This window comes from Streptomyces bambusae (assembly GCF_020532645.1).
Taxonomy (GTDB): Bacteria; Actinomycetota; Actinomycetes; order Streptomycetales; family Streptomycetaceae; genus Streptomyces; species Streptomyces bambusae.
Window position 1 is genome coordinate 1 of the sequence record NZ_JAJAUZ010000055.1, and the last position, 26,421, is coordinate 26,421.

Genomic DNA, 26,421 nt, shown 5'->3' on the forward strand with positions numbered 1-26,421 from the left:
GCCGGGCAGGGGCGGCGCAACAATCTCGGGCCGGTGGAAGCTCGGATCGTTCCACTGGTCAGCGGGATCAAGCCGCTGTCGAGGAGTGCGAGCGGGAGCGACCGGGCGATGCGCGCCTTGCGCGACCGTGCTCGCGCACGTTGAGTGGGACCACATCGACAGCCGGGGGGCCGGCTGCACTTCGGACGGACCCTGCTGGTGATCGGAGACCTCATGGGCCACGGCTTGGAGGCCGCGGTCGACATGAACGCCTACACCACACCGACGACAACGCCAGCCCCACCGCCCCCTGAGGGCATCCTGGGCGGCACCCGGGTGGATCAACGGATTTGGGCGGTGGCTGCGGTGATGAAGGCGTTGAGGGCGTCCTGCAGGTCTTGCTCGCGGTTGGCAAGTTCGGTCCTGGTGGATGCCGTGCGTAGGGGAGAGATGGCATCGAACGCCGAGGCGGCAAGGGCGACGAGCGTGGAGTCTTCGGCGAGGAGACGGACTCGGAACTGGGCGTTCTCTGTGGCCGCGCCCAGCCGGTCGCACTCGGTGAAGGCGTGTCGGGTTTCGGGGCTCTCGGGGGCTTCCTGCAGGAGGAACCAGAGGGCGACGGTGGCCTGCTTGAGCGCCGTCACGGCTCCTGCGTAGGCGCTGTATGTCGTCAGACGTTCCTGTCGTAGCTGCTGGGAACGGGCGAAGACCTCGGCTTGCGCACTCGTACGCCGCTGGACGGCGAAGGTGATGACGGAACCCAGCAGGGTTCCCGAGACAGCGATCAAGCTGGCCAGCACAGCCTCCATGCCCCGCATCTCACCACACAGCCCCACATCCGCACAGCCCCGTTGCCGGCAACCTCGCCATCACCGGCTACGGCTGCGGCTACGGCTACGGCTACGGCTACGGCTACAGCGGCGATCGAGGACCGCGTCCAGCGCGGCCCGATGGGTCGTGTTCGTATGGCCGACAATGAGTGCATGGACGTCCCCGAGCTGCTCGAATCAGCTTCCCTGCTTGTTCCGGAAGATGCCGCCACCGAGAACGACATCACGGTGGGGGACATCTGGGACTACCTCGTCCACGACGAGTGGGAGATCGCCCTGGGCCTGCTGGAGGAACTCGGGGACGTTCCCTCGCTCCCTCTTGAGTTCTGGGAGAAGCTCGCCGAAGCGGCTGAGCAGCTCCGGCTTGAGCGGAGCGCGGCCTGGTGCCACTGGCGGTGCTACGAGATCCGCAACGGCATGATCCGGGCGGATCTGACGCTCCGTCCTGCCGCCGAGGCGCGACGCACGACACCCGTCTCCGGCGCCGGTGTGCTGCGACCCATGTGGGACATCGGGCACATCGCGCCCACCGGCGGACGTGCGGTCAGCATCGCCTCGCTCTGGGTTGAGAACATGCCCTGTCTGGAGCCCGGCGGGCGAGCCACGGTTCGGCTCGTGCCCTTCACTCCCTCCCACTGGACGCACGTCCGGCCCGGCCGGCAGATCACCATGCACGAGGACCGCACCGTGGCCGGCACCGCAGTCGTCCTGGAGGTTCATCGTCCTTCCACCGCCATGCCCGCAGGATGACGTGACCGGCTCACACCTTCCAGGCCATCAGTGGCCGCAGTTCCTCCTGGATGCCGCTGGAGGCCGGCGGATTTCACACAGCGCGAAAATCCATGATCATTTTTGTGTCCGAGGAGCTACGGTGGCGTCCACGACGTACCAACACCGTTCGACGAAAGGCAACTTGTGAGCACGCATGATGATGTGCAGCCGGCGCCGGCCTCTCCGTCCGGGGACCTTGAGCGGCTGCTGGTCACGGCCGTGGATCTGGACGCTGCGGGCCTCGGTGACTTCACCGAGCTGGCTTCGCCCTCGTCCGACGAGGACCCTCCGCCGATGACCGCCCGGACCCCGGAACTCACGGCCGTGCTGAACCGGGCGTTCGGCGACAAGGCCGTGAGGGAGGTCAGGACCTCGTTCATGAACGCCGACTCCTCGATCGTCGTCGACGAGGGGGTGTCGGAGCGGGTGCCGGGGGCGGCAGCCGCCTGGATGGCCGACATGCGGCGTGTGTACGCCGAGTGCACCTCGTGGACGATGAGCATCGGCGACGAGGAGATCACCGTCGGGGTGGTGGACCCGGCCGACGACCCGAGCGAACCCCTGAAGGTGGAGCAGAAGTTCGGTGACGAGGCCCTGATGCGCACCATGCTGGCCGGCGTGCCCGGGCAGCAGGCGCAGATCACCACCCTGCTGGTGCGCCAGGGCGACCGGGCGCTGGAGCTGACGTTCCGCAGCTTGGCGGGAGACCCCGACGGGCCCGAGGCGGCCCGCCTCGCCGCCGAGCGGTCGAAGTTCCTGGAGCTGGCCCCGGCGAAGTTCCTGGGTCTGCCGCCCACCTAGAGTCCCCCGCCGACACACGCATCAAGGACAGATGGGCTGTGGGAAGGCGGCCGACCGGACGGTCTGGGGGCCGGGCGAGCCTGAGGGCCGGGTCCGCAGGCTCGCCCCCGGGCCGCCCCGAAGTCAACCAACCGCGCAAAAGTCTCCCCTCGTGCACGGGGAGGAGCGGCTGCCCCAGCACGCTGGGAACCGGACCCACCCGTGCACGCCCTTGAAGATGCGCGGCGCAGGCCACCGCCGTCCACGACGGGACCGAGGCGGCCTGCGGCCACCGCCACCTGCGCCCGGTCCGGACCGCGACCGACGACCACGGGCGTGCCTGGCCCTCGGCCCGGTCGACCGTGACGATGGCGGACTGCGGGATGTACACGCCGGCGAGCCGGGCCGCCACGATCCGGTGGTGGCCGTCTGCGATCCGGCCGTCGCGGGCGATCCTGACGGGACCGTCGCGTGCCCGGTCGAACGCGGCACGCCCGGTCTCGATCCGCCGACCTGGTCTACAACCCTGACGGCTGCTCGGTGGTCCAACCCCCGACCACTCATTCGTACGGGGGAAGGAACACCCGCGCATGCGCGCACGAACCGGGGGGCGCCGGCTGGCCGCCGCCGCAGCCACCGTCGCCGCACTGACCGTCTCCGGCAGTCTGGCCGCTCCACCGCCCACCGCCGCCGCGGCGGTCGCTCCGCCGCGGCCGTGGACGCCCGCCACGGCCGTCTCCGGCGGTCCCGCGGGCCACGAATCGGCCGAGCTCGTCATCGCCTCGGACGGTTGGGCGGTGGCCGTCTGGCAGGTCCGGGAGGAGTCGGGCGGGTACCGCGTCCACGGTTCCGCACGGGCCCCGGGCAGCGATGTCTGGCAGCGCGCCGCGCTGCTGGGGCGCGCTGCCTCCGCGGCCGACGTCCAGCTCGTCGCGGGGACGGGCGGGTCGGTGGCCGCCGTGTGGGCGGAACTCCTGGATGCACCGGATCCCGGCCCGTTCGGCCGCTCCGCGGCCAGGTTGAAGGCCGCCGCGTTCACGCCGGCGGACCGCTCCTGGTCGTCGCCCGTCGATCTGCTCGGCCGGGGGGCCGTCGAGCAGGTGGACCGGGTGCGTCTCGCCGCCGGGCCCGGGGGCACGTTCACCACCGCCTGGACCAGCAACACCGAACTGGACGGCCGCACCTCCGTACGGACTTCGACCCGCCGCGGCGACGGGACGTGGAGCCGTCCCCTGTCCGTGGCTTCGGCACGGGCTGCGGAGACGCCCGCCGGCACCGGTACGCCCGCCGGCACCAGGACGCCCGCCGACACCAATGCGTACGACGCCGTCGCGGGGGCCGACGTGGCCGTGGACGCCCGAGGAGCGGCCGTGATCGTCTATCGCCGCAGCGGCCCGGACGGGGTGGGTCCCGGCTCGGTCGAGACCGTCTCGCGGCCCGCCGCCGACACCGCCTGGGATGCCCCGGCCCGGTTCACCGGCCCCCACCCGGGTCTGCAGGCGACGTCCGTCGCCGCCGGCGCGGACGGCACCTTCGCCCTCACCTGGGTCACGGTCGAAGAGGACGACGAGGTCGGCAGCCTCCGCGCCGCCGTCCGCGAGCCCGGCTCCCCCACCTGGAAGTCCACCACCGGGCTGCCCGTACGGAGCCACGAGAGCCCGTCCGGGGCACCGGAGCCGCTGATCGGGCCGCGCGGCGAGGTCACCCTGGCGTGGTGGCAGCGCGAATACGACAGCGACATGGCCGACTCCGACCTGGCTGCCACGACCCTGCCCCCCGGCTCGGCCGTCTGGCCCCGCAGCCGCGCGATCGTCCCGGCCATGGACGACCGGGGCGCCTCGGACGTCTCCCTCGGCGCGGACGGCACCGTCCGCGCGCTGTGGACGCAGCGGAAGCCCTGGCCCGACAAGGACGAGGTCCTGACCGAGTCCGTCCGCGACCCGGGGACGGGCACCTGGTCAGCACCCGCAGCCCTGCCCGGAGGCCTGCACCGGGACTTCGGCGACGTGGACATCGCGGCCGCACCGGACGGCACTGCCACGGCCCTCTGGCACCGGGGAGGATCCCTCTGGTCGGCTCGGACCAGCACCGTCACCCCGCCCGTCCTGACCGGGTCGACGGTTCCCGCCTCCGCTGCCCTGGCCGGCAGCACCGCGGACAGCACGGTCTGGGCGCCGGTGTGGAAGCTCGACCGGGCCGCCCGCTGGACCGTCATCCTGCGGGACCGCGCGGGCCGCGTCGTACGCGAACTGACCGGTGGCCCGGGCACGACGGCGGCGCCGAAGTGGAACGGCCGCACCGATCGCGGGGTTCCGGCCCCGAACGGCATCCTGACCTGGCAGTTCACCGCCCAGGGCGCCGAGGCGGGCACCCCGACCCCTGTCGCGTCCGGACGCCTGACCGTCTCCGGCGGTGCGGCCGTCCGCCGCGACGCGGGCTCCCGGGCAGGCGCGCCCGACGGCATCGGCGACCTCCTTCAGACGACGGCTTCCGGCACCCTGCGCACGGCGTACGGGCACGCCGGCAGCGGGAACTTCAGCGGCAGCACCACCACCACGGGCTGGCCCAAGGGCTTCCGCCCCGTGCCCGTCGGGGACATGGACGGCGACCGCTGCAACGACACCCTCGTGCGCTTCCCCGACGGGGTGATGCGCCGGTACACGCCCGCCTGCGGGGCGGAGCTGAAGCCCACCAGCCCGCACAAGGTGCTCGGCAAGGGCTGGAACGCGTACGACGTGATCACCAGCCCCGGCGACCTCAACGCGGACGGCCGCCCGGACCTGGTGGCGCGCGACGCGGTGGACGGCACCCTGTACCGCTACGACACGACCAGGGCCGGGATCCTCGCCCCGCGGGTACGCATCGGCCCCGGGCACGACTACAAGAAGGTCATCGGCGCCGGGGACCTCGACGGCAACGGCACCGGAGACCTCCTCGCCCAGACCGGCGACGGCAGCCTGCTGCACCTGGCGGGCACCGGCAAGGGCACCTTCGAACCCGTCCGGGCCACCCGCATCACCGGCTCCTACAACACCTTCGTGGGCGTCGGAGACCTCACCGGCGACGGCCGCCCCGACCTCATCGGCCGGGACACCGCCGGAAACCTCTGGCGCTGGAACGGCACCGCCGACGGCGGCTTCGGCCCCCGCACCCGGATCGCCACCGGCTGGCAGGTGTACGCCGGGATCCACTAGCCAGGACGGGCGCCGCCGGGCCCCACGCGCACCGCGTCGCAGGAAGCCCCCGTCCCGCACCCGCAAGGGGGTGCGGGACGGGCGGCGCCCCGCGGAGCGGACTCGGGAGGCTCACCCAGCCCCCAGGCGCGCCCAGACCGTCAGACCTGCTGCTACTTCAGCAGGGTGCGGAACTCTTCGAAGTCGAGGACCCCGTCGCGGTTCGCGTCGGCCGTCATGGCCTTCTTGACCTCTTCGGCGAGGTGCCCCTGGGCGCCCTCGGCCTTGAACCCCTCAGCCAGTTCGACGATGCTGATCCGCCCGTCGCCGTCCGTGTCGATCTCGGCGAACAGCGCCCTGAGCTCGGCCTCAGTCATGGCATACCTTTCTCGCGTTCACAGGCCTCAAAGGCCCACATGCCCCACCACCTTGCCACACCACCAACATCACGCCGACGGCCGAGCATTGGGCCTGCCGGGAGCTCCGGCGAACCGGCCCGCCGCCGCGGCGTCACCCCGCACGCCGGGTCTCGTCCCGGACTCCAGGCTCGCGCGAGTGGCGGCTCTGGACTTACTAGGACGTCCAACTATATGTTCGTGGCACAAGGTCCGCGGTGCAGGGAAGCCGGTGTGAGTCCGGCACGGTCCCGCCACTGTGACCGGGGAGTGTGCTGCCATCCACACGCCACTGACGAGGTCTGTCGGGAAGGCGGGCGGCACGCGGGGATCCGGGAGTCAGGATACCGGCCGCGGATGTTCCGTGTTGTCCACGAGGATGGAGCAGACACGCATGGCACCGGTCCGTACCCACGACCCTGGTGATCCGGCGGAGCGAGCGGCAACTCCCGCGCTCACCTAGCTCACCGGCGGCATTCCGCCGCCCTGTCCCACGGCATTCCCCTGCGACGCGCCCGACCGGGTGCGGCCGCCGGCCTGCCGTGCCATCCCCGGATCCAACCTGACGAGAGCAGGCACCCATGGTCCGTGAACTCACCCATTTCATCGGCGGAAAGCACACCACCGGCACGTCCGGGCTCTTCGGCGACGTGTACGACCCCAACACCGGCGCGGTCCAGGCGCGCGTACCACTGGCCGGGCGCGCCGACACCGAGGCGGCGATCGCCAACGCCGTCGAAGCACAGGAGGACTGGGGACAGTGGAACCCGCAGCGCCGGGCCCGCGTCCTGCTGCGTTTCCTCCAGCTGGTCGAGGACGAGCGCGAGAGCCTCGCCCGCCTGTTGTCCGCCGAGCACGGCAAGACCGTCGCCGACGCCCACGGTGACCTGCAACGCGGCCTGGAGGTGGTCGAGTTCGCCGCGGGCATCCCCCACCTCCTCAAGGGCGAGTTCACCGACAACGCCGGCACCGGCATCGACGTCCACTCGCTGCGCAGCCCCCTGGGCGTCGTCGCCGGCATCACCCCCTTCAACTTCCCCGCCATGATCCCGCTGTGGCAGGCCGCACCTGCCCTCGCCTGCGGCAACGCGTTCATCCTCAAGCCGTCCGAACGCGACCCTTCCGTACCGCTGCGCCTCGCGGAGCTCTTCCTGGAGGCCGGACTGCCGCCGGGCGTCCTGAACATCGTCAACGGCGGGAAGGAAGCCGTCGACACCCTCCTCGAAGACCCTCGCGTCCCGGCTCTGGGCTTCGTCGGCTCGACACCGATCGCCGCGCACATCTACGCCACCGCGGCGTCCCACGGCAAGCGCGCGCAGTGCTTCGGCGGGGCCAAGAACCACATGATCGTGATGCCGGACGCCGACCTCGACCAGGCCGTGGACGCCCTGATCGGCGCCGGCTACGGCTCGGCCGGCGAGCGGTGCATGGCCATCTCCGTGGCCGTGCCCGTGGGCGAGGACACCGCCGATCGCCTGGTGGCGGCGCTCAAGGACCGTATCGCTGCCCTGAGGATCGGGCGCTCGGACGACCTCGACGCGGACTTCGGACCCCTGGTCAGCCGCGACGCCCTCGACCGGGTGCACCGCTACGTGGACATCGGCGTCAACGAGGGCGCCGAACTCGTCGTCGACGGCCGGGGCTTCGCCCTGGAGGGTCACGAGAACGGCTTCTTCGCCGGCGCCTCGCTCTTCGACCGGGTCACGCCGCAGATGCGGGTCTACCGCGAGGAGATCTTCGGACCCGTCCTGTCCGTCGTACGGGCCGCCGACTTCGAGCAGGCACTGCGCCTGCCGAGCGAGCACCCCTTCGGCAACGGCGTGGCGATCTTCACCCGCGACGGGGACACCGCCCGCGAGTTCACCCGCCGGGTCAACACCGGCATGGTCGGCGTCAACGTGCCCATCCCGGTGCCCGTCGCCTACCACACCTTCGGCGGCTGGAAGAAGTCCGGCTTCGGCGACCTCAACCAGCACGGGCCCGACTCGATCCGCTTCTACACCCGCATCAAGACCGTCACCTCGCGCTGGCCCTCCGGGGTCAAGGAAGGCGCGAGCTTCACCATCCCGACGATGCGGTGACCGCCGTGCCCACCACCCTCACCGAGGACCAGCTCGCCCTCGCCGAGGTCACCCTCGACTTCGCCCGGGAGCAGCTGGCCCCCCACGCGGTCGCCTGGGACCAGGACAAGCACTTCCCCGTCGACGTCATCCGCCGGGCCGCCGCACTCGGGCTCGGCGGGGTCTACGTATTCGAGGAGCACGGCGGTTCGGGCCTGTCCCGCGCCGACGGCGTCCTCGTCTTCGAGACCCTCGCCACCGGCTGCCCCTCCATCGCCGCCTACCTCTCCATCCACAACATGGTCGCCTGGATGATCGACCGGTACGGGGACCCCTCCCAGCGCCGGCGCTGGCTGCCCGGCCTCTGCTCCGCCGCGACCCTGGGCAGCTACTGCCTCACCGAACCGGGCGCCGGCTCCGACGCCGCCGCACTGCGCACCCGCGCGGTGCGGCAGGGCGACCACTACGTGCTGACCGGCGTCAAGCAGTTCATCTCCGGCGCCGGAGCCGCCGGCGTCTACGTCGTCATGGCGAGGACCGGTGAGCCCGGACCCGCCGGCATCTCCGCCTTCGTCGTCCAACGCGACGACCCGGGGGTCTCGTTCGGCCCGAACGAACGGAAGATGGGCTGGAACGCCCAGCCCACCCGCCAGGTGGTCCTCGACGGCGTCCGGATCCCCGCCGACCGCCGCCTCGGCTCCGAGGGCGACGGCTTCCGCATCGCCATGAACGGCCTCAACGGCGGCCGCCTCGGCATCGCCGCCTGCTCCCTCGGCGGCGCGCAGAGCGCCCTGGACCGCAGCCTGTCCCACCTCGCCACCCGCGAGGCCTTCGGCACCCGCCTCCTGGACGCGCAGGCGCTCCAGTTCCGGCTGGCCGACATGGCCACCGAACTGGCTGCCGCCCGGGCCCTGGTCCGGCAGGCCGCCGAGGCCCTCGACACGAACGATCCCCTGGCCCCGCGGCTGTGCGCGATGGCCAAGCGGTTCGCCACCGACACCGGCTACGCGGTGGCCGACGCGGCCCTGCAACTGCACGGCGGCTACGGCTACCTGAGCGAGTACGGCATCGAGAAGATCGTCCGCGACCTGCGGGTCCACCAGATCCTGGAAGGCACGAACGAAGTCATGCGCGTCATCGTCGCGCGCGGACTGACGGAGACCCTGCGATGACCAACCGAACCGACCCGGACCACGCCTCGGGCCACCACGAAGACCACGTCCTCCTCCGCACCGAGGGCCACGCCGCATACATCACCCTCAACCGCCCCAAAGCACTGAACGCCCTGAGCCACCCCATGGTGCTCCGCATCGGGCAGGCCCTCGCGACCTGGGCGGACGACCCCACCGTCGCGGTCGTCGTCATCGAAGGCGCCGGCGAGCGCGGCCTGTGCGCGGGCGGCGACATCCGCGCGATCCACGAGGACGCCCGCACCGGCGGCGGGGCCTCGGCGGACTTCTGGCGCGACGAGTACCGGCTCAACGCGCTGATCGCCCGCTACCCCAAACCGTATGTCGCCCTCATGGACGGCATCGTCATGGGCGGCGGCGTCGGAGTCTCCGCCCACGGGAGCGTCCGCATCGTCACCGAGCGGTCCAAGGTCGCCATGCCCGAGACGGGCATCGGCTTCGTCCCGGATGTCGGCGGTACGTACCTCCTGGCCTTGGCTCCGGGGGAACTCGGCACCCACCTGGCCCTGACCGGGACGCCCGTCGGCGCCGCCGACGCGCTGCTGTGCGGTCTCGCCGACCACTTCGTCCCCTCGGCCGCCCTGCCCGCGTTCGCCCGGGAGCTGGCCTCGGACTCCGTGCACTGCGTACTCGACCGCCACGTGGCACAGCCGCCGTCCGGCGACCTCAACGCCTCGCGCGAGTGGATCGACCACTGCTACGCCGCCGGCACCGCCGAGGAGATCGTCGCGCGCCTGCGGTCCTCGGGCGTACCTGCCGCGAAGGCCGCCGCGGACACCCTGCTGTCCAGGTCGCCCACCGCCGTCAAGGTCACCCTCGCCGCGCTGCGCCGTGCCCGGCGGCTCGGTCCCCTGGAGTGCGTCCTGGAGCAGGAGTACCGCGTGTCCTGCACGGCGCTGTCCTCCCCCGATCTGGTCGAGGGCATCCGCGCCCAGGTCATCGACAAGGACCGGGACCCCCGATGGTCGCCCGCCACGCTGGAAGAGGTCGGTCCCGCCGCCGTGGAACGGTACTTCGCCCCGCTCGACGCGCACGAGCTCCGGCTCGTCGAGACCGCTTCGTCACAGGAGGTCGTCTGGTGAGCAGCACCGTGGCATTCATCGGGCTGGGCCACATGGGCCGGCCCATGGCGGTCAACCTCGTCAAGGCCGGACACCGCGTCCTCGGCTTCGACCTCGTCCCCGGCCTGCTGGCCGCCGCCGGCACCGGTGGCGTCGAGCCCGCCGCCTCCGCCGCCGAAGCAGCGGCGGAAGCCGACGTGGTCATCACCATGCTGCCGGCCGGCCGCCACGTACTGGCCCTCTACCGAGAGCAGGGCCTGCTGGCCGCGGCCCGGCCAGGCACCCTGTTCATCGACTGCTCCACCATCGACGTGGCCGACGCCCGTACCGCGCACGAGGCGGCGGCCGCCGCCGGTCACCGGGCGCTCGACGCGCCGGTGTCCGGCGGGGTCGTGGGAGCCGAGGCGGCCACGCTCACCTTCATGGCCGGTGGCGGAACCGAAGAGTTCGCAGCCGCCGAGCCGCTGCTCGACGCCATGGGGAAGAAGGCCGTGCACTGCGGCGCCGCAGGCGCCGGACAGGCCGCGAAGATCTGCAACAACATGATCCTCGCCATCTCCATGATCGGCGTCAGCGAGGCCTTCGTCCTCGCCGAGAGCCTCGGCCTCGAGCACCAGGCCCTCTACGACGTCGCCTCGACGGCGTCTGGCCAGTGCTGGGCCCTCACCACCAACTGCCCGGTCCCCGGCCCCGTCCCGACCAGCCCCGCCAACCGCGACTACCGGCCCGGCTTCGCCGCTCCCCTCATGGCGAAGGACCTGGGCCTCGCCGCCAGGGCGCTGCGCGCCGGCGGAGTCGACGCACCACTGGGCCTCAAGGCCGCCGAGCTGTATGCCGCATTCGCCGAGGGCGAGGGCGCCGACCTGGACTTCTCGGCCATCGTCCGCACCCTCCGACCTCAGAACGGAGCCACACCGTGACCGCCTACGAGACCATCCTCCTCGAACGCAAGGGACGCGTGGCCGTCCTCACCCTCAACCGCCCCGAGGCGCTCAACGCGCTCAACCTCCAGGTGATGACGGAGGTCGTGGCCGCCACGGAGGCCGCGGACCGGGACCCGGAGGTCGGCTGCATCGTCCTCACCGGCTCGGCGAAGGCCTTCGCCGCCGGCGCCGACATCAAGGAGATGCGCCCGCAGTCCTACATGGACATGTACCTCACCGACTGGTTCACCGCCTGGGACCGCCTCGGCCAGGTCCGCACCCCCACGCTCGCCGCGGTCTCCGGATACGCACTCGGCGGCGGCTGCGAACTGGCCATGCTCTGCGACATCCTCCTGGCCTCCGACACCGCGAAGTTCGGCCAGCCCGAGATCAAGCTGGGCGTCATCCCCGGTATCGGCGGCTCCCAGCGCCTGACCCGGGCCGTCGGCAAGGCCAAGGCCATGGAGCTGTGCCTGACCGGGCGCACCATGGACGCCGCCGAGGCCGAGCGGGCCGGGCTGGTCTCCCGGATCGTCCCCGCCGACGAACTGCTCGCCGAGGCCCTCGCGGTGGCCACGACCGTCGCGGAGATGTCCAAGCCGGTCGCGATGATGGCGAAGGAGTCCGTGAACCGCGCCTTCGAGACCACCCTGGCCGAAGGCGTCCGCTTCGAACGCCGCCTCTTCCACGCGGTGTTCGCCACCGCCGACCAGAAGGAGGGCATGTCCGCGTTCGTGGACAAGCGCCCGCCGCACTTCACCCACGGCTGAGGCTGATCCACGTAACGGCAGGAGCCCTGCCGCCCCGGGCATCCGGGGCGGCAGGGCTCTCTCTGTGGAGGTCAGGCGTGGTCGCCGGTGAGGCCCGCGCGGACCTCCCTGGCGGCGGCCACCAGGTTCTCCAGGGAGGCCCGGGTCTCGGGCCAGCCGCGGGTCTTCAGCCCGCAGTCGGGGTTGACCCACAGTCGCTCGGCCGGGATGGCCTCCAGGCCGGTGCGCAGCAGGCCGGCCGCTTCTCCGGCGCTGGGGACGCGCGGGGAGTGGATGTCCCAGACGCCGGGGCCGGCTTCGCGCGGGTAGCCGTGGGCGGCGAGTTCGCGGGCGACCTGCATGTGGGAGCGGGCGGCTTCGAGGCTGATGACGTCGGCGTCGAGGTCGTCGATGGCCTGGACGATGTCGCCGAACTCGGCGTAGCACATGTGGGTGTGGATCTGGGTGTCCGGCCGGACCCCGCTGGTGGTGAGGCGGAAGGACTCGGTGGCCCAGGCGAGGTAGTCGGCGTGGTCGGCGGCGCGCAGCGGGAGGGTCTCGCGCAGTGCGGGCTCGTCGACCTGGATCACGGAGGTCCCGGCCGCCTCCAGGTCGTTCACCTCGTCCCGCAGGGCGAGGGCAACCTGTCGGGCGGTGTCGCCGAGGGGTTGGTCGTCGCGTACGAAGGACCAGGCGAGCATGGTGACGGGGCCGGTGAGCATGCCCTTGACCGGCTTGGCGGTCAAGGACTGGGCGTACGAGGTCCAGCGGACGGTCATCGGCTCGGGCCGGGAGATGTCACCGGCCAGGACGGGCGGACGGACGTAGCGGGTGCCGTAGGACTGGACCCAGCCGTGCTGCGTGGCGAGGTAGCCGGTGAGCTGCTCGGCGAAGTACTGCACCATGTCGTTGCGTTCGGGTTCGCCGTGCACCAGGACGTCGAGGCCGGTCTTCTCCTGGAAGGAGATCACCTCATCGATCTCCGCCTTGATGCGTGCCTCGTAGCCGGCGGTGTCGATGCGTCCGGCCCGGAGGTCGGCGCGGGCCACGCGCAGCTCGTCGGTCTGCGGGAAGGAGCCGATCGTCGTGGTCGGCAGCATTGGCAAGCGCAGGTGGGCCCGCTGGGCGGCGGCGCGTTCGGGGTAGGGCTGCGAACGGCGGGCGTCGGCATCGGTGACGGCGGCCGTGCGGGCTCGTATGGCCGGGTCGTGGGTGATGGGGGATGCGGCCCGGGAGGCGAGGGCGGTGCGGTTGGCGGAGAGCTCGCCTGCGACCGCGGCGGTGCCGGCCGTCAGTCCCTTCGCGAGTGTGGCGATCTCGGCGGTCTTCTGCCGGGCGAAGGCCAGCCAGCGCACGATCTGCAGGTCGACGTCCTTCTCCGCCGCGGCGTCCAGCGGCACGTGCAGCAGGGAGCAGGAGGAGGACACGTCGACCCGGTCGGCCAGGCCGAGCAGGGTGCCCAGGGTCGAAAGGGACTTCTCCAGGTCGTTGACCCAGATGTTCCGGCCGTTGACGATCCCGGCGACGAGGCGCTTGCCGGGCAGGCCGCCGACTGCGGCGATGTCCACGAGGTTGGCGGCGCCGGCTTCGGTGAAGTCGATCGCCAGACCGTCGACCGGAGCCTTGGACAGGACCGGCAGGGCCTCGCCGAGCCGCCCGAAGTAGGAGGCGACCAGCAACTTGGGGCGGTCGGTGAGGGCACCGAGGTCGCGGTACGCCCTGGCGGCCGCGTTGAGTTCGCCCGGGGTGCGGTCCTGCACCAGGGCGGGCTCGTCCAGCTGTACCCAGATTGCCCCGGCGGTACGCAGGGCGGCCAGGACTTCCGCGTACACGGGCAGGAGCCGGTCGAGCAGGGTCAGCGGCTGGAAGTCCGCCGGTACTCCGGGCGCGGGCTTGGCCAGCAGCAGGTAGGTGACCGGTCCGACGAGAACCGGTCGGGCGGTGTGGCCGAGGGCGAGGGCCTCGCGGAGCTCGGCGACCTGCTTGGCCGGGTCGGCGGTGAAGACGGTGTCGGGCCCGAGCTCGGGGACCAGGTAATGGTAGTTGGTGTCGAACCACTTGGTCATCTCCAGCGGGGGCACGTCCTGCGTCCCGCGCGCCATCGCGAAGTAGCCGTCGAGGGCGTCGGTGGCCACCGCGGCCCGATGGCGTGCGGGGATCGCGCCGACCATGACGGTGGTGTCCAGCACGTGGTCGTAGAGCGAGAAGTCGCCGGTGGGCACTTCGGTGATGCCGGCGGCGGTGAGCTGCTGCCAGTTGGTGCGGCGCAGTTCGGCGGCGGTGGCGCGGAGGGCGTCGGCGTCGACGCGGCCCTTCCAGTAGCCCTCGATCGCCTTCTTCAGCTCCCGGTTGCCGCCCTGGCGGGGGTAGCCGTGGACAGTGGCGCCTGCGGCGGGGGTGGACTTGGTGGTCACGGATGTCTCCTTCGCGAGATGAATCCCTGAGGTCCCGGTGGGATCCGAAGGCGCGAAGGGGTACCGGAAACGGACGGTCCCGACCTCGCGCGCTTGCGCGGCCGACCGTCTCGTTGTGTACGCCGACCCGCCCACGAGGTCACCGGGACATCCGCGCACGGCATCGGCCGGGCGCGGGCAACGGGCAGGTCTTCGGACTCGCGGGCACGCCTGCCGGTCTCCCGGCGGGCACCTACTGGCCGTCGCTTCCCAGGACCGTTGTCCGGTCCCAGTGCGTATGACGGCGGTCGTTCCCGCTCACCGCTGCGGGGCAGTCCCGGATTCCCACCGGGTTCCCTCTTACGACGCCTCCCGCCTGGCGGACGGGGCGAACCAGCTGCACCGGCCAGCCTAGGCAGAGCGACCGCCGAGCGACGACCACCGTCCAGCATGCGGACGCACGAGCGATACCGGCCGGGTACTCCTTGACCTCAAGTGTGCTTGAGATTCCAGGGTGTTGACTACTTGATCATCTGATGACGGCAAGACACGCCATGATCCTCGTGACCGGAGCCACCGGAAACATCGGCAGCGCCCCGTCCAGACCCACCCGCACCTCGGCCCCGCCGGCGAGAACCAGGCGGTGGAGGAGCTGCTCAAGGCCAGTGGCATGGCCTGGACGATCCTGCGCCCGACGCAGTTCGCCTCGAACACCCTGATGTGGGCGGCCTCCGTCCGCGGCCACGAGACCGTCCGCGCGCCGTACGCGGAGACCGCGCTCCCGACCATCCACCCTGCGGACATCGCGGCGGTGGCACGGGTGGCGCTGACCGAGCCCGGCCACCACGGGTGCACGTATGCCTTGACCGGTCCGGAGCCGGTGACTCCCCGGCAGCAGGCCGAGGCCATCGGGGCGGCACTGGGCCGGGAGGTCCCCTTCGCCGAGATCAGCCGTTGGCAGGCCCGTGCACAGATGGCCGCGGTCTTCGGCGCCGAGGCCGCGGACGCGGTGCTCGACCTCACGGGCGGAGACGTGAACGACGAGCTGCTGGCGGTGCGTGACACCGTTGCGCAGATCACCGGAACGCCCGCCCGCCCGTTCCGCCAGTGGGCTGCGGAGAACGCCGACGCCTTCCGTTGAGCGACGTGCTGTTCGTCGTTCCGGTACGCCCCGGCCTACCCGGACGAGGCCCGCCGGCTCGTCGGCGTCGCCGAGAGCCTGCGGCAGTCGGATCCGGTGCTGGCCATGCGGCTGAAACTGGCGGCCTGGACCGTCGCCGACCTGCCCGAGACCCGGGCAGCCCTGCTGACGGCCGCGAACCGGCCCGAACGGGACGTGTTCCACGACCCGGACCGGGGCCGCAGCATCCTGCGCCACCTCGGCGAGGACGGCCGTACGCCGCTCAGCATCGGCTCCGGCAGCGTCATCGAATGGACCTCGACACCCGCCGCCCGCGCCGCACGATGCCCGGCCTGCGGGAGGTCCTGGGCCGTGCCGCCCCGCCGCGGGCGGTCTCGCCCTGGCTTCCGGTCCTGGACGTCCTTCGCCGGTACGACCCGGTCGCACTCCGGTACAGCCCGGACGGCACCCGCCTCGTGGTGGCGGGCCGGCACACCGGGGTGAGGTCGTACGAGATCGGTTTGCGGGCGGTGGTCACCGCCGTGTGCGGCCGGGCGGGCGGCGCGCTGCCCCGTTCCCGCTGGCAGGGACTGGTCGACCGCGTCCCGTTCACCGAGGGCTGCCCGGTCCGGCCCGCGTCCGGGTGACATCGTCTGGGGCCGGGCCGTGGTCCTGGCCCGGTCCCACCGCGCAAGCACCGGTGGATCGTCACCCTTCGACGAAGGATTCCATCGCCACGCAGGACACCGGTGTCAGGGGCCGTCGTCTGCGCTCGGGAAGAAGGCCGGGCGTACCTGGGCTAGCGTGGAGAGAGGCGCACCGCCACGTACACCCGCAGACGTCCCCGTCGGGCGGTGTGCCCGATCGGCAGGTGAGGGCCATGACCAGCACGGCCGGCGCGTCGGCGTCCGCTGCCGAAGCACATCGCCACGACGTGATCGTCGTCGGAGCACGGTGCGCCGGGGCTCCCACCGCCATGCTCCTGTCCCGCCTCGGTCACCGTGTCCTCCTCGTCGACCGGGCGACGTTCCCGAGCGACACGATCTCCACCCACCTGATCCATCCGCCCGGTCTGGCCGCGCTGGAGCGCTGGGGACTCCTGGACCGGGTGGTCGCGACCGGCTGCCCCGCCATCCACACCTACGCCTTCGACCTGGGCCCCTTCGTGATCGCCGGCTCTCCTGCCGGTGAGGGCTTCGACGTCTCCTACGCCCCGCGCCGCACGGTCCTGGACAAGATCCTGGTCGACGCCGCCGCGGAATCGGGCGCCGAGGTGCGCGAGGGGTTCACCGTCGAGGAGATCCTGTTCGACGGCGGGACGGTCACCGGCATCAAGGGGCACGGCAAGGACGGCACGACGGCCACCGAGCACGCCCGGATCGTCGTCGGCGCGGACGGAGTCCACTCGTCCGTTGCGAGGGCGACCAACGCAGCGGCCTACGCGGAGAAGCCGAAGATCAACGCCTACTACTACGCCTACTGGGCCGGCCTGCCGATGGACGGGACGTTCGAGGCGTACGACCGCGAGGACCGCGCCTTCGCCGCATGGCCGACCAACGACGACGAGACGCTGGTCATCTGCGCCTGGCCCATGCGCGACTTCGAGGCCAACCGCGGCGATGTCGAAGGCAACTACCACGCCGTTCTGGCCCGCGCGCCGGCCTTCGCCGAGCGGGTCTCGAAGGCCACTCGGACCGGGCGGCTCGTCGGCATGGCCATCCCCAACTACTTCCGCAAGCCCTACGGCCCCGGCTGGATCCTCGTCGGAGACGCCGGATACCTCAGGGACCCCATCACCGCGCAGGGCATCCAGGACGCCTTCCGCGACGCGGAGCGGTGCACCCGGGCACTCGACGACGCACTCGCCGGCCGCCGGCCCTTCGACGAAGCGATGCGGTCCTGCCAGGAGACCAGGGACTCCGAAGTCACGAGCATGTACGAGTTCACGGCCGACTTCGCCACACTGGAGCCGCCGCCCCCCGAGATGCAGGAACTCCTCCTCGCCGTTTCCCGCAGCCGCTCGGCACAGGACGAGTTCGCCCGGGTGACGGCCGGCGTGACACGGCCGGAGGAGTTCTTCGGACACATGCAGGAACGCATGGAACAGCAGACACCGGACGCCGGCTGACGGTGGAGTGCCCGGGTCAGGGGACGGCGAGGGTCTGGGGGTCGCCGTTGTAGGTGGACGGGTCCGCCGGGACGATCCCTGCGCCGACCGGGGCCGCCACGCCTCCCACGTACATGGCCCGGTAGCGCTGGTACGGGCGACCTTCCTCGCCACGCGCGTGCGCGGAAAGCCGGAACGGCTTTCCGTCGTCGCTGATCTCCTGTTTCACCGGCTCACGGCCCGGGACGACGACGGTGAAACGGAAGGTGAATCCACACGATCGGTCGTTGGCGCCGACGGCAGCCGCCACCGTCTCGCTCTCCCCCTTCTTCAGAGTGATGCTCTTCCGCGCGAAGTAGGGTTCGTTGTCTTCGTCGGTGGGCTCGGGAAGCCGATCGTCCAGATCGAAGAACAAGAATTTCACCTTCGACTCGCCGGCATTGGTGCCGCCATTCAGAAAGAACGTGCCAGTGAGCGGAGGGGCGCACTTCTCCTTGATCAAATCAATGTTCGTGATGCGGAGTTGCTCATCGCTCTGCCCGCTGACGGTAAGCAAGATGATTCTGAAGCCGACCGGCACTCCCGCGTTCCGCCGGAACCAGTCGTCGAATTTCACGCCCTGCCCGTAGTCGCCGTTCTCCAGCTTCTCCACTTGAGAGCTCGACAACTTCATGACGGACGGGAACACGTAATCGTGATTGCTCAATCCGAGAAAGGACACGTCGTCCACGGACAGGGGCGGCTTCTGGTCCGGTTCCCGGAATACGTACGCCGAACCGACCCCGAGCAGCAGCACCGTGAATGCCGCTCCCACGGCGTACGGGACACGACCGCGCCGCTTCGCCGAAGTCGCCGCGCCCGGGGTTTCGCCCGAAAGCCGGTACTGCGGCCGCGGCCGACCGCCGCAGACGGTGTAGCCGACCGCCCAGCGCGTCACCAAGGCTTCGCGCATGTCCTCGCCCAGGCCGTGGTGCTTGCAGTACGCCACGACCAGGAGTTCCACGTACTTCCAGTCGGGCAGCCGCGCTGCCTTGTGTCCCTTCGTCGTCAGGGCGTTGAGCCACGTGCCCTTGGACGGGCCGCTCTTCATGTCCTCGAAGCCGGGAACCGTCTCGCCTCCAACGATCCCGTTGGAGATGGACACCAGCCGGTCGTACGAGATGCCGTCGTCCCGCAGGCCGTTCAGAGCCGCGCGGAACGCCGTCGGCGTCCGCTCTTCGGCCGCGGCGTCCAGGAGTTCCTGCCACGTCGGTGTCTCCTCAGCCATGTGCACCCCTGTCTGTCGCTGTAGCCACCGAGGACCGCCGACCCGCAGGTGGCACTCGCGCACATCCGGTGCAGTTGCGGTCACCTCGGCCCGCCTGCCTGCACGAACGCGGGTGTCCTCAATTGGCATGATCTTGTACTGGAGGTGTCCGGGCGCCCTGTCCCACGGTGTGGAGCACTCCGCACCACCACCACGAAGGACGGACTCCCATGCCTACGCCGAGCCCCGCTGTCCGGGTCATGACCCTCGCCGTCTCCGCACTGAGCGCCCTCGTCGCCGCCCTGGTCACCTTCATCGTCCTGCCGCACCTCGGCGCGAACATCTTGACCACGACGCTGAGTTCCTGCGGTGCTTTTGTGACCGTCAGCGCCGGCACGCTGCACGTGCTTCGGGAGTTCAACCTCTTCTGACGCGGCACCGGTTCAGCGCGCCACGAGCCGCCCCTTCCGGTGGACCCAGGTCTCCATGACCTCCCCGGAAGGGCAGCAGTTGATGTCGTCCGGAAGATAGAAACTGTCCTTGACCGTGATGCCGTCCGGTTCCATCCGTTCGACCTTCAGCTGATTCGGTGGCCCATCGAGCCTCGGCTTACGGCTTGTCAGGGTTCCGAGCACCGACAGTTGTCGACCCGCACCGTCGAAGACAAGAATGCCCATCGCCCTCATCCCCGCCAGGGTGGAGCCGTGGTTTCCACACAGCACGGGCAGCGCTGCCTCGTCTCGGTCGTCGCCCGTGATATCGCCGTAGAAGACCTCATCCGTAGCCGCCGACACGTCCTGCGGCATGTTCGGTTCCGGCCCGTCGAAATCCGAAGGCACGCCGATCGCCGTTCCTTCCTGCAGGCGGATGGCCTTCCGGGACCTGCACAGCGTTCCCGGTATCTCGATGCTCCGCCAGTCCACGGCGCGCAGGTCGATCGGATCAGCCGGCACCTCACCCCGAGGAGCCAGTCGACAGGACACCAGCCCGGTCACGGCCACGAGGACGCAGACCAGGAGGAACGGCATGCCCGTCGGCCGCCATGTCGATTGACCCATGGTCTTCGCACCCCATTCGGACCGCACAGGCTTGCCGACAGTCTGCCCTTGCGTTCGGTGCCGTGGAGGGCAAATCTCCCTGTTCTCATCAGACATGCCCAGCGGGACGCACCCGGTCGGCCGTCCTCCCGTCAGATTGCGGGGCGCCGGAGGACGTCGGTGGGCTCCCAGTCGCTCTTCCAGAAGGCCTCGAACCAGTGCTCGCTGATGAACTGACGCTCGACCTCGTGGATGGGGTACATCCCCTGGATGTTGATCACGTCGTGGCCTTCGTGGCCCGGATGGGCGAGGTACTTCTCCACACGAGTGGCCATGTGTCCGGCCAGCCTGCACGATCACTGACCGGTGCACGCCATCGGGCCGCCCCCCTGAAGGGGAGCGGCCCGATGGCTGGAAGGGTTCCGGGGCTACTTGGAGCAGGTTTCCTGGGTGACCTTGCCGACCGAGGCAGTGGCGGTGGCCGGGTCCATCGACAGGCACAGGCCGGTCCAGTTGTTGATGAACTGGTAGGCCGGGCGGGATCCGGTCGGGGTGGCGAGCTTGGTCGGGATGATGTTCCAGAGCTGGCTGCCGGAGAACCAGCGGGTCTCGCAGTCCCACCAGAACAGCTGGGTGCCGGAGCCGGGCGGGGTGCCGTTGTTGTAGGGGACGGTCAGGCACTTGCCGTTGCTCGCCTTGATCCAGAAGTGGCCCTTGCCGTCGTACGTCGACGGCTTCTCGGCTCCCCACTGGTGGCTGCTCGGCGGGCTCGACTGGCAGTCGCGCTGGGTGACCAGGCCACCGGTCTTCGAGCTGTCGAACTCCGGTCCGCGGACCATGCAGCGGTTGTACAGGCTGTTCACGTAGGTCTTGTTGTCGTTGACCAGCCAGACCGTCCGGTTGCCGCCCTTGACCGCGTTGTCGGCGTTGTGGTCGATGACCGCGTTGACCAGGCCCCAGCCGGGGAAGTCCGTCATGATGATGCCGACGCGGCCGGAGTTGCCGTTGAGGTACTTCATCAGCCGGTAGTTGACGCCGTCCATCCAGTCGCCGCCGGCGTCTCCCAGGGGCTCCGAGTGGCCGCCGGCGAAGTCGGACGGCAGCAGGCCGATGGGGGCCTTGGACGCGGAGGCGTACGTCAGGTACGTGTCGCCGGCGCGGCCGTTGATCGCCTTGTCGACGTTGTCCTTGACGTAGCCCCACTTCTCCGGGACGTTGTCCGCCCCCCAGTGGTCTTCCTTGTGGTCGTTGAAGCCGGCGATCCCGTAGTGGTCGCCGTCGGCGTTGTCGAAGCTGCCCAGGACCAGCTTGCCCCGGACCTGCCCGAGCGTGGGGACCTTCGCCCGGCCGGCGCCGGACACCGAGTCCTTGTAGAACAGGCTGGAGTACCGGCTCCGGTAGCCGTCGAAGATCTCCCGGACCTGCGTCGGGGTCACCGAAGAGGGGTCGTTCGAGCAGTCGGCGATGCCACCGCCGCCATAGGGGCACTCGGCGCGGAGACGCATCACGATCGTCTCGGTCGGGTGCTTGGCGAGGAAGCTCCTGGCCTTGCTCAGCACGTCGTCGAAGTTGGCCTGCTGGTAGGCCTTGCCGTGGTGGATCGTGAAGCTGCCCCCGATGGCCCGGACCCGGATGTCGATGGCCCGGACTCCCCGGTCCAACTGCGCCGTCAGGGTGTCCGCGCTGTTGCCGTAGTCCTCCTGCGTCGCCACCATGCCGCCGCCGTGGATGGAGAGCGTGTCGTGGGTCCCCGGGATGGACATGGCCGAGAGCGGCGTGTCGTTCGCGATGCCCCACATCCACTCGGCGCGGTCCGCCTGTCCGAGGTTGCGGTAGGCGTGCTGGTTGGTCGACCCCGCCGCCCCGGCGGTGGCGGGCGTGAGCAGTACGGTGCCCAGGGCGAGACCGGCGGCCGTCAGCAGACCTGTCAGCCGGCGGGACCGCCCGCGCGATCCGGCGCCGACGGCGTGGGGGGTGAAGCGGGACATGGAACTCCTGTCCGAGTACGAGTGGCGATGCGGGATCCAGCCTGACCGCCACCCCTACCGTTCCGCTGACGTTCTGCTTACGCCCCGGACAGGGCGGACGACGACGGCCGCTCGCGCGCCGATCGAATGTCCCTGGCCCCGGTCGGCTGTGGCGGGAACCGGCCCCCTGCCGCCGTCAGCAGGGTCTCTGTCGAGGCGTCGCTCCTGTAGCGTCCGGGGCAGGTCGCGGATCGCGTCACCCCGCCCGCCCCGCCTTCACGGGCCGCCGGACTCGGGTGCGCCGGGCTCGACCGCTCCGTCCACCGCTTCCAGCAGGATCGACCCGCCACCCTCCAGCGGCACCCGCACAAGACCCTGCCTCCACACAACTCCCCCTGAGACAAACGTGGTTCCCTGTCATTGAGCCGGGAGTCCGGTGCCCGCACCCCCGTCCGCACCACGCTGCCGGGGACCGGCACATACGGACCGGACTCCTCCGCCGCAAGGGGCAGCGCCTGCCGGTTCACGGCTGCGCCAGGACCTTCCGCAGGGCCGCGAGTGCGGTGTGGAGTTCGTCCTCCGTGATGGTCAGCGGTGGGGCCAGCCGGATCGTGGATCGGTGGGTGTCCTTGACCAGGACGCCTTCGGCGAGGAGCCGTTCGCTGATCTGCCGTCCCGTGCCGAGCGCGGGGTCGACGTCCACGCCTGCCCACAGGCCCCGGGCCCGGTAGCCCGTGACACCGGCGCCGGATGTGGCCAGCTCGGCCAGGCCGCGGTCGAGGACCTGGCCGAGCTCGGCCGCGTGCCGCTGGTACTCGCCGGTCGCCAGCAGGTCGAGGACCGCCGAACCCACGGCGGCGGAGAGGGGGTTGCCGCCGAAGGTCGATCCGTGCTCGCCGGGGCGGAGTACGGAGAGCACGTCGCGGCGGGCGACGACCGCGGAGACCGGGACGATCCCGCCGCCCAGGGCCTTCCCGAGGAGCAGGACGTCCGGCACCACCGATTCGTGGTCCACGGCCAGCGTGCGGCCCGTACGCCCCAGGCCCGACTGGATCTCGTCGGCGATGAAGAGGCACCCGGCGCGGCGGGTCAGTTCGCGGACCCCGGTGAGGTAGCCGTCGTCGGGGATGAGGACACCGGCCTCGCCCTGGATGGGCTCGATCAGCACGGCCGCCGTCGTCTCGTCCACGGCCGCTTCCAGCGCGGCGAGGTCGTTGTACGGGACGGTGCGGAAGCCGGGGGTGAAGGGTCCGAACCCGGCGCGGGCCGTCTCGTCCGTCGAAAAGCTGACGATCGTGGTGGTGCGGCCGTGGAAGTTGCCTCCGGCGACGACGATCGTCGCCCGGTCCGGTGCGACGCCCTTGACCTCGTACGCCCACTTGCGGGCCACCTTGATCGCGCTCTCCACGGCCTCGGCTCCGGTGTTCATCGGCAGCACCATGTCGAGCCCGGTCAGCGCGGCCAGCTGCTCGGCGAAGCCGGCCAGCCGGTCGCTGTGGAAGGCGCGGGAGGTGAGGGTGACCTCGTCGAGCTGGCGGTGCGCGGCGTCGACGAGGGCCGGGTGGCGGTGCCCGAAGTTGAGAGCGGAGTAGCCGGCCAGCATGTCGAGGTAGCGGCGGCCCTCGACGTCCTCGACCCAGGTGCCTTCCGCGCGGGCGACGACCACGGGCAGCGGGTGGTAGTTGTGTGCGAGCAGCCGGGCCTCGGCCCGGATCAGCTGCTCCGACGAACGCGGCTCGGCAGCGGAGCTTTCGGCGACGGCAGCGGGGCTGGTCATGAGCGGATCTCCTGGGTGCAGCACTTGATGCCGCCGCCGGCTTTGCGGAATTCCGAGAGGTCGACGGGGACGGGGACGTAGCCTCGGTGGACGAGCCGGTCGATCAGGTCGAGCGCCTGCGGGGCGACGAACACGTGGCGGCCGTCGGAGACCGAGTTGAGGCCGAACGCGAGGGCGTCCTCCTCGGTGGCGATCACCGCGTCGGGATAGAGCCGGCGCAGCGCCTCCCGACTGCCCGGCGAGAACGCCGCCGGGTAGTAGGCGATGTTGCCCTCGCCCGTCCCGCCGTCTTCGCCCGGTTCCGGGCCGAGGAAGAACAGGGCGGTGTCCAGGTGGTAGAAGCGGGGATCCACCAGATCGAGGCTGATCACGGGCCTGCCGAAGAACTCCTGCACCTCGCGGTGAGCGGTCCTCTGCGTACGGAAGCCCGTGCCCGCCAGCACGTACCGGCCGGCCGGGACGAGATCGCCCTCGCCCTCGCAGACCGACTCGGCAGGGTGGACGTCGTACCCGGCCTCCTTGAACCAGGCGGCGTACGCCGCGGACTCCGGCTGCCGCTCGGGCGCGTGGAAGGACGAGCCGAAGACCTTGCCGTCCAGGACGAGGGCGGCGTTGGCCGCGAACACCATGTCGGGCAGGCCGGCCACCGGAGCGACCGTCTCGACCGTGTGGCCGTGGGCCCGGTAGGTCTCGACCAGGGTCTGCCACTGGCCCCGGGCGAGCTCGGGATCGACCGGTGTGCCGGGGTTCATCCACGGGTTGATGGCGTAGCGCACCTCGAAGTGACGGGGCTCGCACATCAGATAGCGCCTGGGGATCGGGGCGCTGCCGAGCTGGGCACGTTCTACGGGCACAGGGAATTTCCTCCGCGTTCCACGGGGGCGATGAGGGATGCCCCTACCGTAGAAAGCGGCCGATACGCCCGGCAAGAACGAAGGGCTGCGCGCACACGCAGGAATGCTGCGTGGAACCGAGGTCTAGAGCAGGTTCCCTGCGTGGCCGAGGGCCTCCCCCGTTCCGGCGGTCGGCGCGGGCTCGCTGGCGCCCGCCTCCGGGCTCTCGGGCAGCAGGTGGGACAGCACCATGTAGCTGATCGTCTTGCGGATGAAGGGCTCGCTGCGGATCCGCTCCAGCACTTCCTCGAAGTGCCCGACGTCGGTGGCCCGGATGTGCAGCAGTGCGTCCGCGGCTCCGGTCACGGTCATGGCCGCGGCGATCTCCGGATACTTGCGCGCCACTTCCGCGAGCCGCCTGGGCGGTGCCGCACTGTCGCAGTACACCTCGATGTACGCCTCTGTGCGCCAACCGAGTGCGGCAGGACGGACGGTGGCACGGAACCCGGTGATCACACCGGTGTCGCGCAGCCGGTCGACCCGGCGTTTGACGGCGGTGGCGGACAGGCCGACGGCCGTGCCGATCTCGGCGAAACTCGCTCGGGCGTTCGCCATCAGCGTCGCGACGATCTTGCGGTCGAGCTCGTCGAACGGGGTGGGCTTGAGGGTCATGGTGGGCGTTCTTTTCCTCGTGGCGCCGGGAGGCGGGCCGCCTTCGCTCCTATCTTGCCGTGCACGCCCGCCCCAACACCCCCACCCGCAGCGCGGCCTGGTCCGCGTCCTCGCCCCGAGCGCCCGGCCCCGCCCGCCACGCGGGGAGCAGGCCGGCGCAGCACGGTCCGCAGGTTACGGAGCGCTGATGAGCTGTCCGAACCGGGCGGCAAGCCAGGGCTTGCGCCCGCCGGCCCGCATCTGACCGCGTGCGATCGCCTTCCAGGGCGGGGTACGCCCGTACGAGACCAGCAGGAAGGCGACCGGTGTCGCGGTGATCCGGCAGTCGTAGCGGCGGGGCGGGGCGTCGCGGGTCACCGTCATCGTCCGGTCGGCGACGTCGACCGCAAGTCGCGGACCGCCCTTGATGGAGAGGTCGAATGCGAGGCTGATCCCCCGCGCCCGCGTCGCGTCCAGCGTCAGCGGCATGAGCGTCGGCATCGTCTGGCCGATCGCCAGGCGCGCCTCTTCCTGGGCGATGGGCCAAGGAAGACGGGCGCCGCGCGCGATGTCCAGTCCGTGCAGGAGAGTCTCGCTGAGCAGCAGACCGGTCAGCGTCGCCAGCGTGAACGTCGCGTCCTTCCCGAACCAGGGCACGGCGACGGGGGTGTCCGGGGCGAGGCCGGCGGTTTCCCGCAGGAACGTCTCGCCCCGCTCGGTGATGAAGTCGCCCAGTCGGTCGCGGTCCGCATCGGCGAAGAGACGGATGGACGCGGCGTTCACAGCCGTGATCCGCTCTTCGAGGGTTCCGTCACCCGGCGGCAGGATGCCGTCCCAGTCCATGGACCCGTCGCCGGTGGCGGCGGAGCAGTACGCGAGATACACGGCCGCGAGGTGCGAGCCGACGTCGCCCACCGACCACACCGGTACTCCGGACGCCGCGTCCGGGTCGCGCACGTCGCGCAGGAGCCGCACCAGGCGCTCCCTCGCGGCGGCCACTGCCGCGCGGGTCTTCTCGTGCTCACCGACAGGACTTAACTTCGCGGCACTGTCCATGCGATTCCCCCCTGGCACGCAAACGGCCCCAAAGATTACCGTCCAGTAGCCGGAGTCGACAGGGGAACGCCCGATTCACCCCCCGCACCCCCTGCTCCACACCCGCCCCCACTCGCTCCACGCGCCGTCCGAATCCTGAGACGTCCTTCTCGCTGCCGAGGGGGCTGTGGGACCATCCCCCCATGCAGCGCCAGCTCATTATTAGTGGCAGCGTGCCGGCACCGAGATGACCGGGAACGACCGTTCCCGCACCTCACCGCCCGCACGCAGACCTCTCGCATTCCGCGAGGGGTCTTTTTGTTTGTCATCAGCAGCCCTGACAC

22 protein-coding genes, 1 pseudogene and 2 riboswitches are annotated in these 26,421 nt (G+C 71.0%); of the genes and pseudogenes, 12 read left to right on the plus strand and 11 right to left on the minus strand.

All coding sequences use genetic code 11. The annotated features are described in order from the left end of the window. Nucleotides 1-320: 320 nt before the first annotated feature. Nucleotides 321-788, minus strand: a complete 468-nt coding sequence (gene kilB, locus LG634_RS28975; RefSeq protein WP_226738053.1) for a plasmid transfer protein KilB — start codon at nucleotides 786-788, stop codon at nucleotides 321-323. Nucleotides 789-962: 174 nt separating this feature from the next. On the opposite strand from kilB, the gene LG634_RS28980 reads away from it, so the two are divergent. The 3 genes from LG634_RS28980 to LG634_RS28990 all read left to right on the plus strand — a co-directional run bounded on the left by LG634_RS28980 (nucleotide 963) and on the right by LG634_RS28990 (nucleotide 5,554). Then, entirely contained in the window at nucleotides 963-1,559 is a 597-nt protein-coding gene (locus LG634_RS28980; RefSeq protein ID WP_226737967.1) for a hypothetical protein, read from the plus strand. Between the two features lie 165 nt (nucleotides 1,560-1,724). Continuing rightward, on the plus strand, nucleotides 1,725-2,381 hold the full coding sequence (locus tag LG634_RS28985) for a hypothetical protein (protein ID WP_226737969.1): 657 nt from the start codon (nucleotides 1,725-1,727) through the stop codon (nucleotides 2,379-2,381). 569 nt (nucleotides 2,382-2,950) lie between these two features. Continuing rightward, the gene (locus LG634_RS28990) at nucleotides 2,951-5,554 is read left to right on the plus strand and encodes an FG-GAP repeat domain-containing protein (RefSeq protein ID WP_226737971.1); all 2,604 of its coding nucleotides are present in this window, start codon (nucleotides 2,951-2,953) and stop codon (nucleotides 5,552-5,554) included. Nucleotides 5,555-5,706: 152 nt separating this feature from the next. Here LG634_RS28990 and LG634_RS28995 read toward each other — a convergent pair whose 3' ends face one another. Then, nucleotides 5,707-5,910, minus strand: a complete 204-nt coding sequence (locus LG634_RS28995) for an EF-hand domain-containing protein (RefSeq protein WP_226737973.1) — start codon at nucleotides 5,908-5,910, stop codon at nucleotides 5,707-5,709. 203 nt (nucleotides 5,911-6,113) lie between these two features. Then, nucleotides 6,114-6,298: riboswitch (cobalamin riboswitch) on the plus strand. Between the two features lie 211 nt (nucleotides 6,299-6,509). Between LG634_RS28995 and LG634_RS29000 the strand changes: the two genes are divergently transcribed. Genes LG634_RS29000 through LG634_RS29020 form a run of 5 tightly spaced genes read left to right on the plus strand, consistent with a single transcriptional unit; the run spans nucleotide 6,510 to nucleotide 11,932 of the window. Beyond that, on the plus strand, nucleotides 6,510-8,009 hold the full coding sequence (locus LG634_RS29000) for a CoA-acylating methylmalonate-semialdehyde dehydrogenase (RefSeq protein ID WP_226737975.1): 1,500 nt from the start codon (nucleotides 6,510-6,512) through the stop codon (nucleotides 8,007-8,009). Further along, a complete protein-coding gene (locus tag LG634_RS29005; protein ID WP_226737977.1) occupies nucleotides 8,006-9,160 on the plus strand; it encodes an acyl-CoA dehydrogenase family protein in 1,155 nt (384 codons plus the stop codon). Before LG634_RS29000 ends, LG634_RS29005 begins: the two co-directional genes overlap by 4 nt. Next, a complete protein-coding gene (locus LG634_RS29010; protein ID WP_226737979.1) occupies nucleotides 9,157-10,260 on the plus strand; it encodes an enoyl-CoA hydratase/isomerase family protein in 1,104 nt (367 codons plus the stop codon). Before LG634_RS29005 ends, LG634_RS29010 begins: the two co-directional genes overlap by 4 nt. After that, complete coding sequence (gene mmsB, locus LG634_RS29015; RefSeq protein ID WP_308072691.1) at nucleotides 10,257-11,159, plus strand: 3-hydroxyisobutyrate dehydrogenase; 903 nt, start codon at nucleotides 10,257-10,259, stop codon at nucleotides 11,157-11,159. The genes LG634_RS29010 and mmsB overlap by 4 nt, the downstream gene beginning before the upstream one ends. Then, on the plus strand, nucleotides 11,156-11,932 hold the full coding sequence (locus LG634_RS29020) for an enoyl-CoA hydratase (RefSeq protein WP_226737981.1): 777 nt from the start codon (nucleotides 11,156-11,158) through the stop codon (nucleotides 11,930-11,932). The genes mmsB and LG634_RS29020 overlap by 4 nt, the downstream gene beginning before the upstream one ends. A 71-nt stretch (nucleotides 11,933-12,003) precedes the next feature. On the opposite strand, the gene metE is transcribed toward LG634_RS29020, so the two are convergent. Further along, nucleotides 12,004-14,325, minus strand: coding sequence for a 5-methyltetrahydropteroyltriglutamate--homocysteine S-methyltransferase (gene metE, locus LG634_RS29025; RefSeq protein WP_226737984.1), 2,322 nt, complete (start codon nucleotides 14,323-14,325; stop codon nucleotides 12,004-12,006). 178 nt (nucleotides 14,326-14,503) lie between these two features. Next, a riboswitch (cobalamin riboswitch) is annotated at nucleotides 14,504-14,704 on the minus strand. A 198-nt stretch (nucleotides 14,705-14,902) separates the two neighbouring features. Between metE and LG634_RS29030 the strand changes: the two are divergent. The 3 genes and pseudogenes from LG634_RS29030 to LG634_RS29040 form a co-directional block, all read left to right on the plus strand. Further along, nucleotides 14,903-15,445, plus strand: a pseudogene (locus LG634_RS29030) (Rossmann-fold NAD(P)-binding domain-containing protein); the annotation flags it as partial. 290 nt (nucleotides 15,446-15,735) lie between these two features. Beyond that, nucleotides 15,736-16,071, plus strand: a complete 336-nt coding sequence (locus tag LG634_RS29035) for a hypothetical protein (protein WP_226737986.1) — start codon at nucleotides 15,736-15,738, stop codon at nucleotides 16,069-16,071. 233 nt (nucleotides 16,072-16,304) lie between these two features. Continuing rightward, nucleotides 16,305-17,552, plus strand: coding sequence for an NAD(P)/FAD-dependent oxidoreductase (locus LG634_RS29040; protein ID WP_226737988.1), 1,248 nt, complete (start codon nucleotides 16,305-16,307; stop codon nucleotides 17,550-17,552). Between the two features lie 16 nt (nucleotides 17,553-17,568). On the opposite strand, the gene LG634_RS29045 is transcribed toward LG634_RS29040, so the two are convergent. Continuing rightward, nucleotides 17,569-18,798 (minus strand): hypothetical protein, encoded by a 1,230-nt coding sequence (locus tag LG634_RS29045; RefSeq protein ID WP_226737990.1) that lies wholly within the window; start codon nucleotides 18,796-18,798, stop codon nucleotides 17,569-17,571. A gap of 209 nt (nucleotides 18,799-19,007) precedes the next feature. Here LG634_RS29045 and LG634_RS29050 point away from each other — a divergent pair, with 209 nt between their 5' ends. Then, nucleotides 19,008-19,208 (plus strand): hypothetical protein, encoded by a 201-nt coding sequence (locus LG634_RS29050; RefSeq protein ID WP_226737992.1) that lies wholly within the window; start codon nucleotides 19,008-19,010, stop codon nucleotides 19,206-19,208. A 12-nt stretch (nucleotides 19,209-19,220) separates the two neighbouring features. Here the strand turns inward: LG634_RS29050 and LG634_RS29055 are convergent, their stop codons facing one another. The 7 genes from LG634_RS29055 to LG634_RS29085 all read right to left on the minus strand — a co-directional run bounded on the left by LG634_RS29055 (nucleotide 19,221) and on the right by LG634_RS29085 (nucleotide 26,098). Next, a complete protein-coding gene (locus LG634_RS29055; RefSeq protein ID WP_226737994.1) occupies nucleotides 19,221-19,805 on the minus strand; it encodes a hypothetical protein in 585 nt (194 codons plus the stop codon). A gap of 161 nt (nucleotides 19,806-19,966) precedes the next feature. Continuing rightward, complete coding sequence (locus tag LG634_RS29060) at nucleotides 19,967-20,149, minus strand: hypothetical protein (protein ID WP_226737995.1); 183 nt, start codon at nucleotides 20,147-20,149, stop codon at nucleotides 19,967-19,969. 93 nt (nucleotides 20,150-20,242) lie between these two features. Next, entirely contained in the window at nucleotides 20,243-21,802 is a 1,560-nt protein-coding gene (locus tag LG634_RS29065) for a phosphatidylinositol-specific phospholipase C domain-containing protein (protein ID WP_226737997.1), read from the minus strand. A 502-nt stretch (nucleotides 21,803-22,304) separates the two neighbouring features. Continuing rightward, nucleotides 22,305-23,558, minus strand: a complete 1,254-nt coding sequence (gene rocD / locus LG634_RS29070; protein WP_226737999.1) for an ornithine--oxo-acid transaminase — start codon at nucleotides 23,556-23,558, stop codon at nucleotides 22,305-22,307. After that, on the minus strand, nucleotides 23,555-24,358 hold the full coding sequence (ddaH, locus tag LG634_RS29075; RefSeq protein ID WP_226738051.1) for a dimethylargininase: 804 nt from the start codon (nucleotides 24,356-24,358) through the stop codon (nucleotides 23,555-23,557). Before ddaH ends, rocD begins: the two co-directional genes overlap by 4 nt. A gap of 177 nt (nucleotides 24,359-24,535) precedes the next feature. Beyond that, nucleotides 24,536-25,063, minus strand: coding sequence for an Lrp/AsnC family transcriptional regulator (locus LG634_RS29080; protein WP_226738000.1), 528 nt, complete (start codon nucleotides 25,061-25,063; stop codon nucleotides 24,536-24,538). Between the two features lie 174 nt (nucleotides 25,064-25,237). Beyond that, the gene (locus LG634_RS29085) at nucleotides 25,238-26,098 is read right to left on the minus strand and encodes a maleylpyruvate isomerase N-terminal domain-containing protein (RefSeq protein WP_226738002.1); all 861 of its coding nucleotides are present in this window, start codon (nucleotides 26,096-26,098) and stop codon (nucleotides 25,238-25,240) included. Between the last annotated feature and the right edge of the window lie 323 nt (nucleotides 26,099-26,421).

Excerpts from the sequence above, each read along its gene's own strand:
- kilB (WP_226738053.1), bottom strand. The coding sequence starts at position 788 with ATGGAGGCTGTGCTGGCCAGCTTGATCGCTGTCTCGGGAACCCTGCTG.
- LG634_RS28980 (WP_226737967.1), top strand. The coding sequence starts at position 963 with ATGGACGTCCCCGAGCTGCTCGAATCAGCTTCCCTGCTTGTTCCGGAA.
- LG634_RS28990 (WP_226737971.1), top strand. The coding sequence starts at position 2,951 with ATGCGCGCACGAACCGGGGGGCGCCGGCTGGCCGCCGCCGCAGCCACC.
- LG634_RS28995 (WP_226737973.1), bottom strand. The coding sequence starts at position 5,910 with ATGACTGAGGCCGAGCTCAGGGCGCTGTTCGCCGAGATCGACACGGAC.
- LG634_RS29000 (WP_226737975.1), top strand. The coding sequence starts at position 6,510 with ATGGTCCGTGAACTCACCCATTTCATCGGCGGAAAGCACACCACCGGC.
- LG634_RS29010 (WP_226737979.1), top strand. The coding sequence starts at position 9,157 with ATGACCAACCGAACCGACCCGGACCACGCCTCGGGCCACCACGAAGAC.
- LG634_RS29035 (WP_226737986.1), top strand. The coding sequence starts at position 15,736 with ATGGACCTCGACACCCGCCGCCCGCGCCGCACGATGCCCGGCCTGCGG.
- LG634_RS29040 (WP_226737988.1), top strand. The coding sequence starts at position 16,305 with ATGACCAGCACGGCCGGCGCGTCGGCGTCCGCTGCCGAAGCACATCGC.
- LG634_RS29045 (WP_226737990.1), bottom strand. The coding sequence starts at position 18,798 with ATGGCTGAGGAGACACCGACGTGGCAGGAACTCCTGGACGCCGCGGCC.
- LG634_RS29050 (WP_226737992.1), top strand. The coding sequence starts at position 19,008 with ATGCCTACGCCGAGCCCCGCTGTCCGGGTCATGACCCTCGCCGTCTCC.
- LG634_RS29055 (WP_226737994.1), bottom strand. The coding sequence starts at position 19,805 with ATGCCGTTCCTCCTGGTCTGCGTCCTCGTGGCCGTGACCGGGCTGGTG.
- LG634_RS29060 (WP_226737995.1), bottom strand. The coding sequence starts at position 20,149 with ATGGCCACTCGTGTGGAGAAGTACCTCGCCCATCCGGGCCACGAAGGC.
- LG634_RS29065 (WP_226737997.1), bottom strand. The coding sequence starts at position 21,802 with ATGTCCCGCTTCACCCCCCACGCCGTCGGCGCCGGATCGCGCGGGCGG.
- rocD (WP_226737999.1), bottom strand. The coding sequence starts at position 23,558 with ATGACCAGCCCCGCTGCCGTCGCCGAAAGCTCCGCTGCCGAGCCGCGT.
- ddaH (WP_226738051.1), bottom strand. The coding sequence starts at position 24,358 with ATGTGCGAGCCCCGTCACTTCGAGGTGCGCTACGCCATCAACCCGTGG.
- LG634_RS29080 (WP_226738000.1), bottom strand. The coding sequence starts at position 25,063 with ATGACCCTCAAGCCCACCCCGTTCGACGAGCTCGACCGCAAGATCGTC.
- LG634_RS29085 (WP_226738002.1), bottom strand. The coding sequence starts at position 26,098 with ATGGACAGTGCCGCGAAGTTAAGTCCTGTCGGTGAGCACGAGAAGACC.